Source organism: Streptomyces sp. NPDC002817 (genome assembly GCF_053592055.1).
In genome coordinates, this window is sequence record NZ_JBSFUY010000006.1 from 308,005 (window position 1) to 320,455 (window position 12,451).

The 12,451-nt window shown below is 69.8% G+C and carries 13 protein-coding genes; 6 read left to right on the plus strand and 7 right to left on the minus strand.

Features of this window, described 5'->3' with window-relative positions; all coding sequences use genetic code 11:
* Positions 1 to 10: 10 nt before the first annotated feature.
* From ACWD3I_RS14885 to ACWD3I_RS14895, 3 genes are all read left to right on the plus strand, one after another.
* A complete protein-coding gene (locus ACWD3I_RS14885) occupies positions 11 to 721 on the plus strand; it encodes a L,D-transpeptidase family protein (protein ID WP_365405658.1) in 711 nt (236 codons plus the stop codon).
* Between the two features lie 57 nt (positions 722 to 778).
* Positions 779 to 2,410, plus strand: coding sequence for a peptide-N4-asparagine amidase (locus ACWD3I_RS14890; protein ID WP_365405655.1), 1,632 nt, complete (start codon positions 779 to 781; stop codon positions 2,408 to 2,410).
* Between the two features lie 179 nt (positions 2,411 to 2,589).
* Positions 2,590 to 3,984: a cation:dicarboxylate symporter family transporter gene (locus tag ACWD3I_RS14895; RefSeq protein WP_365405652.1), complete on the plus strand. Its 1,395-nt coding sequence runs from the start codon at positions 2,590 to 2,592 to the stop codon at positions 3,982 to 3,984.
* Positions 3,985 to 4,044: 60 nt separating this feature from the next.
* Here the strand turns inward: ACWD3I_RS14895 and ACWD3I_RS14900 are convergent, their stop codons facing one another.
* The gene (locus ACWD3I_RS14900) at positions 4,045 to 4,503 is read right to left on the minus strand and encodes a MarR family winged helix-turn-helix transcriptional regulator (RefSeq protein WP_266895710.1); all 459 of its coding nucleotides are present in this window, start codon (positions 4,501 to 4,503) and stop codon (positions 4,045 to 4,047) included.
* 94 nt (positions 4,504 to 4,597) lie between these two features.
* Between ACWD3I_RS14900 and ACWD3I_RS14905 the strand changes: the two genes are divergently transcribed.
* Together ACWD3I_RS14905 and mltG are read left to right on the plus strand one after the other, a co-directional pair.
* The gene (locus ACWD3I_RS14905; RefSeq protein ID WP_365405648.1) at positions 4,598 to 6,400 is read left to right on the plus strand and encodes an ABC transporter ATP-binding protein; all 1,803 of its coding nucleotides are present in this window, start codon (positions 4,598 to 4,600) and stop codon (positions 6,398 to 6,400) included.
* Positions 6,401 to 6,443: 43 nt separating this feature from the next.
* Positions 6,444 to 7,301, plus strand: coding sequence for an endolytic transglycosylase MltG (mltG, locus tag ACWD3I_RS14910; RefSeq protein WP_365405645.1), 858 nt, complete (start codon positions 6,444 to 6,446; stop codon positions 7,299 to 7,301).
* A 12-nt stretch (positions 7,302 to 7,313) separates the two neighbouring features.
* Here the strand turns inward: mltG and ACWD3I_RS14915 are convergent, their stop codons facing one another.
* The 5 genes from ACWD3I_RS14915 to ACWD3I_RS14935 all read right to left on the minus strand — a co-directional run bounded on the left by ACWD3I_RS14915 (position 7,314) and on the right by ACWD3I_RS14935 (position 11,352).
* A complete protein-coding gene (locus ACWD3I_RS14915; protein ID WP_365405642.1) occupies positions 7,314 to 8,381 on the minus strand; it encodes an NAD(P)-binding domain-containing protein in 1,068 nt (355 codons plus the stop codon).
* Between the two features lie 46 nt (positions 8,382 to 8,427).
* The gene (locus tag ACWD3I_RS14920) at positions 8,428 to 9,450 is read right to left on the minus strand and encodes an ABC transporter substrate-binding protein (protein WP_365405639.1); all 1,023 of its coding nucleotides are present in this window, start codon (positions 9,448 to 9,450) and stop codon (positions 8,428 to 8,430) included.
* Positions 9,451 to 9,490: 40 nt separating this feature from the next.
* Complete coding sequence (locus ACWD3I_RS14925; RefSeq protein WP_365405636.1) at positions 9,491 to 10,264, minus strand: ABC transporter ATP-binding protein; 774 nt, start codon at positions 10,262 to 10,264, stop codon at positions 9,491 to 9,493.
* Positions 10,237 to 11,112, minus strand: coding sequence for an ABC transporter permease (locus tag ACWD3I_RS14930; RefSeq protein WP_365405633.1), 876 nt, complete (start codon positions 11,110 to 11,112; stop codon positions 10,237 to 10,239). Before ACWD3I_RS14930 ends, ACWD3I_RS14925 begins: the two co-directional genes overlap by 28 nt.
* 156 nt (positions 11,113 to 11,268) lie before the next feature.
* The gene (locus ACWD3I_RS14935; RefSeq protein WP_349817350.1) at positions 11,269 to 11,352 is read right to left on the minus strand and encodes a putative leader peptide; all 84 of its coding nucleotides are present in this window, start codon (positions 11,350 to 11,352) and stop codon (positions 11,269 to 11,271) included.
* A gap of 122 nt (positions 11,353 to 11,474) precedes the next feature.
* On the opposite strand from ACWD3I_RS14935, the gene ACWD3I_RS14940 reads away from it, so the two are divergent.
* Entirely contained in the window at positions 11,475 to 11,903 is a 429-nt protein-coding gene (locus ACWD3I_RS14940) for a secondary thiamine-phosphate synthase enzyme YjbQ (protein WP_365405630.1), read from the plus strand.
* Between the two features lie 8 nt (positions 11,904 to 11,911).
* Here ACWD3I_RS14940 and ACWD3I_RS14945 read toward each other — a convergent pair whose 3' ends face one another.
* Positions 11,912 to 12,343 (minus strand): hypothetical protein, encoded by a 432-nt coding sequence (locus ACWD3I_RS14945; RefSeq protein ID WP_365405627.1) that lies wholly within the window; start codon positions 12,341 to 12,343, stop codon positions 11,912 to 11,914.
* Positions 12,344 to 12,451: the final 108 nt, after the last annotated feature.

Below are 12,451 nucleotides of genomic sequence, written 5' to 3' on the forward strand. Positions count from 1 at the left end.
CCATGGCGGGGTGGCGAGCGATGTACGACGTGCGGTGGCCTGCGGGATCCTCCTGGCGGCCCTGGCCGCCTGCGCGAGCCCCCGGACCGAACCGGCGAAACCCGCGGCGAGGCCCACGACCACCGCCCCTGCCGCCGCCCCCACCGGCGTCCCGGACATCGGCGACCGCTTCCGACGCCGCATCCCCGGCGACTCCCGCCAGGTCGTCGCGGTCTACGGCGACGGCAGGAACTCGCCCGATTCCACGGTCGTTCTCCACACGAAGCACGGCTCCACCTGGGAGCGCACCCGCAGTTGGCCCGCGCACAACGGCAAGAAGGGCTGGACCACCGACCACCGCGAGGGCGACAAGCGCAGCCCTGTCGGCGTGTTCACCCTCACCGACGCGGGCGGGGTCCTCGCCGACCCCGGCTCCAGGCTCCCGTACACCCGGTCCGCCGCCTTCGCGGCCCCGCGCTGGTGGGCCGAGTCCCACCGGCACGACTTCGACTACGTCATCGCGATCGACTACAACCGGGTCAGGGGCACCCCGCCGAACGACCCCACCCGACCCGGCGGCGATGCCAAGGGCGGCGGGATCTGGCTGCACATGGACCACGGCAGCGGTACGTCCGCCTGCGTCAGCCTGTCCAGATCGGCGATGCGGTACCTGCTGCGCACGCTCGACCCGGACCAGCATCCTGTGGTGGTGATGGGGGACAGGGCCGACCTGGCGAGCTAGCACTCGCGGGGGAGGCCTCATTGCGGAGGGCGCCCAACTCGCCGTAGAACACCGGCCATGAAGAGACGGATCATCATGTCCATGTTCGCCGGAGCGACCCTCCTGGCGAGCACCCTCCTCGGCGCGACCCCCGCCCAATCGACCGACGCGCTCGTCCGGTCGAGCGACGTGCCCACTCGATTCGCCGGAGTCCCCGCCGAGTTCGGCTCCGACTGGCACGATCCCATCACCGCCGCCCCGCCCGTCACCAAACCCTCCGGCACGTCCTGTGAAGTGACGCTCGCCGAGGCGCAGTTCCGTGACTTCACACCGTACAAGGGCACTTACACCCCGCCCGACGGCTGCGGCGACCGCTGGAGCAAGGTCGTGCTGCGGATGGACGGCAAGGTGAAGGGGCGTCAGTACGACCGGCTCGGCTATCTGCACGTCGGCGGGATCGAGATCTTCCGTACGTCGACCCCGCAGCCGTCGCCCGACGGGATCGAGTGGTCGGTCGAGAAGGACGTCACGCGCTACAGCGACACCTTCCGCGCCGGCCACGACGTCGAGATGCTCATCGGGAACGTCGTCGACGACACGTACACCGGCATCATCGACGTCAAGGTCACCCTGACGTTCTACGCCGGCCGCCCCGCCACGACCCCCGACCGGGTCCTGACCCCGACCGACGGCACCGTCACCACCCCGCGCAACAGCGAACGCATCGTCGCCGAGGTGTACGCCACCGGATCAGGCGGCGGCTGTGAGGAGTACTGGTATCTGACGGTCCCCGACGAGGCGCCGTACTCCTGCAAGGCGACGGGCGGCCCCTACCGCGAGGTGCAGATCAAGGTCGACGGCCGACTCGCCGGGATCGCCGCGCCGTTCCCGCACGTGTGGACCGGTGGCTGGTCCAACCCCTTCCTCTGGTACGTCGTGCCGGGACCGCGCGCCTTCGACGTCAAGCCGATCGAATACGACCTGACGCCGTTCGCCGGGATTCTCAACGACGGCCGTCCCCACCGCATAGAGGTCGACGTCGTCGGCGTCCCCGAGGGACAGACCGGCTGGAGCGCCCCCGTGAACGTGCTCGTCTGGCAGGACGCGAAGAGCACGCGGGTCACCGGCAAGCTCACCACGCACACCGTCGGCGACCTCGCCAACTCCTCGACGTACACCCCCGGTTCGGAGCACCGTCTGGACACCGAGGGCGCGCACCGGCTCACCGTCGCCGGATACGTCGACACCTCCCACGGCCGTGTGACCACCACCGTCCGGCGCGCGCTCACCAACTCCTCCGCACACCGCTGGACCGACGGCGAGAACATCGACGCGCTCCGGGCCACCTGGGCGGACGACGAGTCGGTCACCGTCGACGGACGGGGCCCCGCCCGCACGACGCGCACGCATCGGACGTACACCATGGACGGCACCACCACGCTCGGTACGGACGACCGGCTGCGGACCGTGCTGACGCTCGGCGACCGGGCCACGGCGGTCGCGTCCCAGGACGGCCGACGCCTCAAGTGGTCGCGGCTCGACGACACCTACACCGGCGACGCCACCTGGACCGTCAACGTCCCGCGCGACCAGCGGCACGCGGTCGGCACGACGAGCGAGCGCTACCGGCTGTACGGATCGGACGGCTGCCACGACCGCTCCCTGACCAGTGTTCAGGGGGTGCTCACCGAGGATCGCCGAGGCTGCTGAGGGGAGTTGTGTGCGATGCGTCACTCGGGGCGTGATTTACGCGGCTGAAACACGGCGGTCTTGCGGGAGATCAACGGCGCCTTCAAAGTGATCGCCACGGAAGCCGCTTTCCGTATCGCAGAAGTACCCGACGTCCCCTCGGGGCCTCTGCGCACCGACGTCCCCCACAAGGAGTGCCCGTGCCGCCGTCCGTCCCGTCCCTGCCGCGACGCGTCGCACACATACTGCGTACCTCACTCTTCGCCCAGGTCGCCGTCGCGCTGGTCCTCGGCATCGTTGTCGGAAAGCTCTGGCCCGACTTCGCCTCCGACCTCCAGCCGCTCGGCGACGGCTTCACCCGGCTCATCAAGACGATCATCTCGCCGCTCGTGTTCTGCGTGGTCGTCGTCGGTATCGCCAAGGCCGGCGACCTCAAGGCCTTCGGCCGGATCGGGCTCAAGGCGCTGATCTGGTTCGAGGTCGCGAGCACGCTGGCCCTGATCATCGGTCTCCTCGCGGCCAACCTCGTCCAGCCGGGCTCGGGGATGAACGTGGACCCGTCCACGCTGAACAGCGCGGCGGTCGACGCGAAGACCGGCGGCGGCTCGCTGCCCACGACGACCGAGTTCATCGTCAACGCGATACCCACCAGTTTCATCGGCGCCTTCGCCGAGAACGAGCTCCTCCAGGTGCTCATCCTGGCCTGTCTGGTGGGTGCCGCGCTGCTCCACCTCGGCCACACCAAGGTGCCGAAGGTGCTGCCCGCCATCGAGCAGGCCCAGGAGATCATCTTCGCGGTCGTCGGCTTCATCATGCGCCTCGCCCCGATCGCGGTGTTCGGCGCGATGGCCGTGCTGATCGGCCAGTACGGCCTCGGTGTCATCGAGACCTACGCCAAGCTGATCATCCTGTGCTACGCGGCCGCCGCGCTCTTCATCGCGCTGCTCGCCGTCGCCCTCAAGATGGTCACCGGGCTCAGCCTCTGGAAGTTCCTGCGCTACATCCGCGAGGAGATGCTGCTCGCCCTCGGCACCGCGTCCACCGAGTCCGTCATGCCGCGCGTGATGCAGAAGCTGCGCAAGGCGGGCGCCCGCGACGACGCCGTGGGCCTGGTGCTGCCGACCGGCTATTCCTTCAACCTCGACGGCGCCTCGCTCTACCTGTCCATCGGCACGCTGTTCATCGCCCAGGCGGTGGGTGTCGACCTCAGCCTCGGCCAGCAGATCACCGTGGTGCTGGTGCTGATGCTGACCAGCAAGGGCATGGCGGGCATCCCCGGCTCCGCCTTCCTCGCCCTGTCCGCGACCGCCTCCTCGCTGGGCGCGATCCCGGCCGGTGCCGTCGCCCTGCTGCTCGGTGTGGACCGCATCATGGACTCGATGCGCGTCGTGACGAACCTGCTCGGCAACTGTGTCGCCGTCTTCGCGGTGTCCCGCTGGGAGGGCGCGCTGGACCTGGACAAGGCGAAGAGGGTGCTGGACGAAGGGAAGGCCGATCCCGATCCCGACGCCGACGCCGAGCCGGAAGAGGCCGGGGAGCCGATCGCCGCAGTGCCCACCCAGAAGGCCAAGGAGACCGCCTCCGAAGCCAGTTGACGGCAGCTGCACGAAAAGAAGAGGGCCGCGGCGACCAGCCGCGGCCCTTCTTTCATGTCCTCAACAACGCTTCCCCGGCTCGGGCACGGCCCCGTCCACCAAGGTGTCCAGCAACCCGCCCAGCACCTCGCGCTGCTCCTCCGTCAGCGGCGCCAGGATCTCGGCCGCCGCCGACCTCCGAGCCCCCCGCAGCTCGCGCAGCGCCTTGCGCCCGTCGTCCGTGAGTTCGATCCGGATGACCCGCCGGTTCGTCGGATCCGGCACCCGGCGCACCTTGCCGCTCGCCTCGAGGCCGTCGACCAGCGACGTCACCGCGCGCGGCACGACTTCCAGGTGCTCGGCCAGATCGGCCATGCGCGGCGCCGAGCCGTAGTGCGCGAGGGTGCGCAGCAACCGCAACTGGGCGGGAGTGACGCCCAGACCGCTCTGCTCGATGTGCCGCTTCTGGATGCGGTGCACACGCCGCGTGAACCGCAGCAGCTGCTCGGCGAGCGGGCCGTCGGAATCGGGGGTGGTCATACGGGAACAATAACAGGACCATGTTCATTGTGAGTATAGGTAACAATGAGCTAAGGTCCGTAAGCCCCTCACGACGAGTCTCCCGAAGGAGCCCATGCACCCCGACAACGAACCCGCCCGGCCATCGCCCGGCGACTCCGAGGAGCAGCCGCGGCAGGTGCGCCGCATCCTGAAGCTGTTCCGCCCCTACCGCAGCCGGCTCGCCGTGGTCGGCCTCCTGGTCGGCGCCGCGTCGCTGGTCTCGGTCGCCACTCCTTTCATGCTGAAGGAGACGCTGGACGTCGCGATCCCCGAGGGCCGCACCGGCCTGCTCAGCCTGCTCGCGCTCGGCATGATCCTCAGTGCCGTGCTGACCAGCGTCTTCGGCGTCCTGCAGACCCTGATCTCCACGACGGTCGGCCAGCGCGTCATGCACGACCTGCGCACCGCCGTCTACGACCGCCTCCAGCGCATGTCGCTCGCGTTCTTCACGCGCACCCGCACCGGCGAGGTCCAGTCCCGCATCGCCAACGACATCGGCGGCATGCAGGCGACCGTCACCTCCACCGCCACCTCGCTGGTCTCCAACGTCACGAGCGTCGTCGCCACGATCGTCGCGATGATCGCCCTCGACTGGCGCCTGACCGTCGTCTCCCTGCTTCTGCTGCCGGTCTTCGTGTGGATCAGCCGCCGCGTAGGCAACGAACGCAAGAAGATCACCACCCAGCGTCAGAAGCAGATGGCCGCGATGGCCGCCACGGTCACCGAGTCCCTCTCGGTCAGCGGCATCCTCCTCGGTCGCACCATGGGCCGCTCCGACTCGCTCACCCAGTCCTTCTCGGACGAGTCCGAGCGCCTGGTCGACCTCGAAGTCCGCGCGAGCATGGCCGGCCGCTGGCGCATGGCCGTCATCACGATCGTCATGGCCGCCATGCCCGCCGTCATCTACTGGACCGCGGGCCTCGCACTCCAGATGGGCGGCCCGGACGTCTCGATCGGCACCATCGTCGCCTTCGTCTCGCTCCAGCAGGGCCTGTTCCGCCCCGCCGTCAGCCTGCTCGGCACCGGCGTCCAGATACAGGCCTCCCTCGCGCTCTTCCAGCGCATCTTCGAGTACCTCGACCTGCCGATCGACATCACCGAACGCGAGCGCCCGGTCCACCTCGACGCCATCAAGGGAGAGGTCCGCCTGGAGAATGTCGAGTTCGGTTACGACGACAAGAGCGGCCCCATCCTCGACGGCATCGACATCACCGTCCCCGCGGGCGGCAGCCTCGCGGTCGTCGGCCCGACCGGCGCCGGGAAGTCGACGCTCGGCCACCTGGTCCCGCGGCTGTACGACGTGACGGGCGGCCGCGTCACACTCGACGGGATCGACGTGCGCGACCTCGACTTCGACACGCTCGCCCGCGCGGTCGGCGTCGTCTCCCAGGAGACGTACCTCTTCCACGCCACCGTCGCCGACAACCTGCGCTTCGCCAAGCCCGACAGCACCGACGAGGAGCTCCACGCGGCGGCGAAGGCGGCCCAGATCCACGAGCACATCGCCGGTCTGCCCGACGGCTACGACACGGTCGTCGGTGAGCGCGGCCACCGCTTCTCCGGTGGCGAGAAACAGCGCCTGGCCATCGCCCGCACGATCCTGCGCGACCCGCCGGTCCTGATCCTGGACGAGGCGACCAGTGCCTTGGACACCCGCACCGAAGCGGCCGTCCAGGACGCCATCGACGCCCTGTCCGCCAACCGCACCACGCTCACCATCGCGCACCGGCTGTCCACCGTCCGAGGCGCCGACCAGATCGTGGTCCTGGACTCCGGGAGCGTGGCCGAGCGAGGCACGCACGAGGAACTGCTGGAGAAGGACGGACGGTACGCCGCCCTCGTACGCCGGGATGCTCAACTGGAACCGACAAGCTGAAGATATGCCGGGTTTGTAACGATATGAGGGTTACCGTGCCCGCATGTATCAGAACACTCCGTCACGGAGCTCGATTCGACTGACCCGCCGGGGCCGCCTCGCCCTCATCGCGACCGGGGCCGTCGTGGCCGGCACCGCCGTGGCGGTGCCGCTGCTGGGCCTGGACAGCGACAAGGACGCCAAGCCCACTTCGCTGGTGATCCCGGAGGGCTGGCGCGCGAGCCAGATCTACGACGCCGTCGACAAGGTCCTCGCCCGCCCGGCCGGCACCACCAAGAAGGCCCTCGCCAAGGCGAACCTGAAGCTGCCGACCGACGCCGAGGGCAATCCGGAGGGCTACCTCTTCCCGGCGACGTATCCGCTGAACGAGAAGACCACGCCCGAGGCGCTGCTGACGTTCATGGCCGACACGGCGCACCAGAAGTTCAACGGCGCCCCGATCGCCGCCGGCGCCCAGCGCAACGCCATGAACGTCTACCAGGCCGTCACCATCGCGAGCATCGTCCAGGCAGAGGCCGCCACCAAGGCCGACATGGGCAAAGTGGCCCGGGTCATCTTCAACCGCCTCGAGCGCGGGATGCCGCTGCAGATGGACTCCACCATCAACTACGCGCTGGGCCGCTCCACGCTCAGGACGAGCGAGGCGGACACCCGGATCGACAGCCCTTACAACTCGTACCAGCGCATGGGCCTGCCCCCGACCCCGATCGACAACCCGGGCGAGGAGGCCGTACGCGCGGCGATCACCCCGACACCCGGTGACTGGCTGTACTTCGTCACGGTCAAGCCGGGCGACACCCGCTTCACGGCCAACTACGAGGAGCACCTGCGAAACGTGGCCGAGTTCAACGCCCAGCAGAAGAGCGGAAGTTCATCCGCCTCGCAGCAGCCGCCGAAGTGACCCGGCGGGGCGTCAGGCGGCGACCGGTTCCCCTTCCAGCAGCCGCCTGATGTCCCGTACGGCAGCGCGGCCCGCCCGGTTGGCGCCGATGGTGCTGGCCGACGGGCCGTAACCGACTAGATGGATACGGGGGTCGGCGACCGCGCGCGTCCCCTCGACGCGAATCCCACCGCCCGGCTCGCGCAGCTTCAGCGGTGCCAGATGATCGACGGCGGCCCGGAAACCGGTCGCCCACAGGATGACGTCGACGTCCGCACGCCGCCCGTCGTTCCACTCCACACCGTCCGGAGTGATCCGGTCGAACATGGGTTGCCGGTCCAGGACCCCGTCCTCGACGCCCTGCCGGATCGCGTCGTTGAGCGGCAGCCCGGTCACCGAGACCACGCTCTTGGGCGGCAGCCCCTGCCGTACCCGCTCCTCGACGAGCGCGACGGCCTCCCGGCCGAACTCCTCGGTGAACGGGCCCTCGCGGAAGACCGGCGGGCGCCGCGTGACCCATGTGGTGGAGGCCGCGTACGGGGCGATCTCCAGCAGGTGCTGGGTGCCCGAGGAGCCCCCGCCCACCACGAGGACCCGCTTCCCCGCGAAGTCCTCGGGCCCCGGGTACTGCGCGGTGTGCAACTGCCGTCCCCGGAAGGTCTCCTGGCCGGGATAGCGCGGCCAGAAGGGCCGGTCCCAGGTGCCGGTCGCGTTGATCAGCGCCCGTGTCGCCCAGGTCCCGGCCGAGGTCTCCACGAGGAGGCGTCGGTCCGTCCCCTCCCGCACCGCGTGCACATCGACGGGCCGCCGCACGCGCAGGTCGAAGGTGCGCTCGTAGGTGTCGAAGTACTCGGCGATCACCTCGGAGGAGGCCCGAGAGGGATCGGCGTCCTTGAGCTCCATGCCCGGCAGGGCGTGCATTCCGTGCACCTTGCCGTACGTCAGCGAGGGCCACCGGAACTGCCAGGCGCCGCCCGGACCGGGGGAGTGGTCCAGGACCACGAAGTCGCGCTCGGGCTCGAAACCGGTCCGGCGCAGGTGATAGGCGCTGGACAGACCTGCCTGACCAGCGCCTATGACGACGACCTCGATATTGTTCACGCTTCTACCAACTGTGCCGGGGCCGCAGATCTTCCCGGCCGTCGGTCTACGACTTCTCGCCGCGCGCGGGGGTCGTGGACGGCGGCAGATCCGCGTTGAACCGCGTGTCCACGAAGTCCGCGAAGTCGACCTTGTTCGGGATCAGCTTCAGCTCGGTGAAGGCGTCCGCGATCTCCTGCTCGGAGGCGATGAGCGGCTTGTCGACCGCGACCGAGATCCGGCTGGCGTTGGTGCGCTTCACCGACGCCAGCGCCACCTCGTACGGCAGGCCGGTGTCCTTCGCCCACACCTCGGCCCACTCCTCCTGGTGGTCGTACACCCACGCGGTGGCCCGGCGCAGCCGCTCCAGGTAGTCCTTGATCGCGGCGGACTTCTTCTTGTCCTGCAGTGCGCTCGGCGCCGCCACCTGGAAGGTGAGGCCGTTGGTGATGCCGTCGCCGGTGGTGAGGACGCGGCCCCGCTCGCCCTGGAGGATCTGGGAGGTGTACGGGTCCCAGACCGCCCAGGCGTCGACCTTGCCGGAGGTGAACGCGGCCAGCGCGTCGGCCGGCTGGAGGTACTTGACCTTGACGTCGCTCAGGCTCAGACCGGCCTTCTTGAGGGAGGCGACCAACTGGTAGTTGGCGGAGGACCCCTGGGCCACGGCGACCGACCGTCCCTTGAGCTGCTCGGCCTTCGTCAGCTTCGAGTCGTTCGGTACGAGGATGGCGTCACCCTTGGACGTGCCGTGGAAGGCGGCCACGACCTTGATCCTGGAGCCGGCACCCGCGGCGAACACCGGCGGGGTGTTGCCGACGCCACCGATGTCGACGGCCTTGGCGTTGACGGCCTCCAACAGGGGCGGGCCGGAGGTGAAGGTCGACCACTTGATCTTGTAGTCGAGGTCCTTGAGTTCGCCGGCGGCTCGCAGGATGGCCTCCGAACCGCCCTTCTGGTCCCCGACGTTGAGCGTGAGGGAACCCTTGCCGTCGGTGTCGGACCCCGTCCCGGCAGTTGCGCTGCCGCCGCAGGCGGTGAGCAGGAGGGCGAGGGGGAGGAGCAGTGCGGCGGGGGCGAGGCGTCGTCGCATGGGGGTTCCGTTCTGTGGTGTCGCTGTTGACGTGGGGGGTTCAGGCGGCTTCGGCGGCGGTGTCGACGCCCAGACGTTCCAGGAGGCCGGCGCGCAGCTCCGCGAATCGGGGGGCGGTGATGTCGCGCGGGCGGTCGAGGTCGATCCGCTGCTCGTGGGCGATGACCCCGTCGTCCATCACCAGGACACGGTCGGCGAGCAGGACGGCCTCCTCGACGTCGTGCGTGACGAGCAGCACGGCGCAGCCGCGGCGCTGCCACAACTCGCCCACCAGACGCTGGGCCTTGATACGGGTGAGTGCGTCCAGCGCGCCGAACGGCTCGTCGAGCAGCAGGAGATCGGGCTCGCGCACCAACGCCCGCGCCAGCGAGGCGCGTTGGGCCTCACCGCCGGAGAGCGTCTTGGGCCAGGCGTCCGAGCGGTGGCTCAGTCCGACCTCTTCCAGGGCCTTGTCGGCGACGGTCCGTGCGGGCTTGCCCGGCAGGCCGAGCAGGACGTTGCGCCACACCTTCTTCCACGGCATCAGCCGGGGTGCCTGGAAGGCGACGGCCTTGCGGCGCGGCACCAGGACGGTGCCCTCGATCTCACGGTCGAGGCCGGCGAGGATGCGCAGCAGGGTGGACTTGCCGCAGCCGCTGCGGCCGAGGAGAGCCACGAACTCGCCCGGCCGGACGTCGAGTTCGAGATTGTCGATGACGGCACGGCCGTCGAAGGAGCGGGTCAGTCCCTCGACGCGCACCGCGTGCGGGGCGCGGGGAGCCGGGGGCCTGTCCGACCCCTTGGTGATCACCGGCCGGTGAACGTCGGTCGCCATTGCAGCAGCAGCCTTTCGAGGGAGCGGACGATGAAGTCGGCGAGCAGGCCGAGGAAGGCGTAGACGATCAGGCAGACCACGATCACGTCGGTCCGTAGGAAGTCGCGTGCCTGGACCATGAGGAATCCGATCCCGGAGTCCGCGTTGACCTGCTCGGCGAAGACGAGCGCCAGCCAGGCGATGCCGAGGGAGTAGCGCAGACCGGTCAGGGCGCCGGGCAGCGCCCCCGGCAGGACGACGTGTCTCACCAGCCCCCATCGCGAGAGGCCGAGGGACTCGCCCGCCTCGATCAGCTGGGCGTCTACGCCGCGGATACCGGCGTAGACATTGAGGTAGAGCGGGAAGGTCACGCCGAGCGTGATGATCGCGACCTTGGGTGCCTCGCCGATGCCGAACCAGATGATGAACAGCGGGATGAGACCGACGAACGGCACGGTCCGCAGCATCTGGACAGGGGCGTCCACGAGGTCCTCGCCGATCCGGAACAGGCCCGAGACGAGGGCGAGTCCGGTGCCGACGAGGGTGCCGAGAAGCAGACCGGCGGCGACGCGCTGGAGCGAGATGGTCATGGCGGAGGCCAGCGAACCGTCGGAGATCAGATCGCTCGCGACCTGCGCGATCCGGCCCGGTGAGGCGAGGACGTCGGAGGCCAGCACGCCCGTGGCGCTGAGGAGTTGCCAGAGCGCCAGCAGGAGGACCGGGCCCGTGGTGCGGCGCAGCCAGCGGGGGACGCGGGTGCGTCGGGAGGAGGCGGGGACGATGGGTTCGAGGTCGAGAGGGCCACCCGACTCGGACTTCACCGAAATATCGGGTTCGTGGGGGTGTGGCGGGGCATGGCTGATGCTCATGAGTGCTCCACGGAGGGGAGAGCGGCCGATGAGGGGGAGTTGGAGGGCCGCGACCGTGTGCCGTCGTCTCAGGCGTGCACCGGGGTGAGGGGGTGCGCGCGGATCAGACGTGCGGGCAGAGCGGAGCGCAGGCGCGAGGGGGTGTGAAAAGGGGCGTCAGCAGCCGCGGCGACACGCGGCGGAGGCCACCCGCAGCAGGTCGATGTGACCGCGCGTGGTGAGCAGAGCTGAACGCAACATGCCGCCGAAAGTAGCCAGATGGCGTGGCCATGGTCAATGGCGTCTCGCGGAGTGGACCTGCCGTATCAACGGTCGGGCGGCCGGTCGTTCGCGACACCGGGCGAATGGGCGAGGATGGGCGTATGTCAGATGCGTTCACCACCCGGGTTCTGAACATCACTTCCGGTTCGACGGAGCGGGTCGTCGACCTGACCGCCGACTGCGAGGCGTTCCTGCGCGAGGCGGCCGCCGGCCGCGACGGTCTCCTCAATATCTTCGTCCCTCATGCCACCGCGGGCATCGCGATCATCGAGACGGGCGCCGGCAGCGACAACGACCTCCTCGCCGCCCTGCACACCCTCCTCCCCTCCGACGACCGCTGGCAGCACCGCCACGGCAGCCCCGGCCATGGCCGCGACCATGTCCTCCCCGCGTTCGTACCGCCGCACGCGACACTGCCGGTGGTGGGCGGGCGGCTGGAGTTGGGGACGTGGCAGTCGGTGTGCCTGGTGGATACGAATCGGGACAATATTGAGCGAAAGGTGCGTGTCACCTTCCTTGCGGGTTCCTGATCCCTGCTCTACGCGTGCATCGCGGTGGTGAAGTACCACAGCAGGCCGGCCGCCATGACGAGCACGACCGGCACGCCGACGAGGAGGCGGATCAGCAGGATCAGGGTCCTGACGCACGGCTGCCCCGGCCCCATGGCGAAGTCGGGTCTGGCCGGGTCGTACGAGATCCTCTTGTCGGGCGCCGGCGAGTCACCCGCGCGCTCGAAGGTGTGAGGTGTGCCGCTGGTGTCGGTGAACGAGTACAGGACGGTGCCGGGGTCGGTGGGGTCCGGCGCGGGGTGGTGGCCGACGCATGTGGCGACGGTCGTCACGCCGTAGCGGTGCGGCAGCCACCAGGTCACCGTGGCACGCCACGTGCCGCGGGCGGCGACGCAGCCGTACGCGAGCCCCGGGAGGACCGCGGCCCACAACTGGGCGAGGCGCCCGTCGCCCGCCGACACGGGGAGCAGCAGACCGAGGACGAAAAGGCAGGTGATCGTGGACCAGGCCCACCACTCGCCCGTGGACAGGAACGCTCCGCGCCGTGGCCCGGGCCTGGACGGTCTCGA

Bases quoted from the DNA above. Each gene is read 5' to 3' on its own strand.
- ACWD3I_RS14900 (WP_266895710.1), bottom strand. From the start codon at position 4,503: ATGACCACCCCCGATTCCGACGGCCCGCTCGCCGAGCAGCTGCTGCGG.
- ACWD3I_RS14940 (WP_365405630.1), top strand. From the start codon at position 11,475: ATGTCAGATGCGTTCACCACCCGGGTTCTGAACATCACTTCCGGTTCG.
- ACWD3I_RS14925 (WP_365405636.1), bottom strand. From the start codon at position 10,264: ATGGCGACCGACGTTCACCGGCCGGTGATCACCAAGGGGTCGGACAGG.
- ACWD3I_RS14935 (WP_349817350.1), bottom strand. From the start codon at position 11,352: ATGTTGCGTTCAGCTCTGCTCACCACGCGCGGTCACATCGACCTGCTG.
- ACWD3I_RS14890 (WP_365405655.1), top strand. From the start codon at position 779: ATGAAGAGACGGATCATCATGTCCATGTTCGCCGGAGCGACCCTCCTG.
- ACWD3I_RS14920 (WP_365405639.1), bottom strand. From the start codon at position 9,450: ATGCGACGACGCCTCGCCCCCGCCGCACTGCTCCTCCCCCTCGCCCTC.
- ACWD3I_RS14930 (WP_365405633.1), bottom strand. From the start codon at position 11,112: ATGAGCATCAGCCATGCCCCGCCACACCCCCACGAACCCGATATTTCG.
- ACWD3I_RS14905 (WP_365405648.1), top strand. From the start codon at position 4,598: ATGCACCCCGACAACGAACCCGCCCGGCCATCGCCCGGCGACTCCGAG.
- mltG (WP_365405645.1), top strand. From the start codon at position 6,444: ATGTATCAGAACACTCCGTCACGGAGCTCGATTCGACTGACCCGCCGG.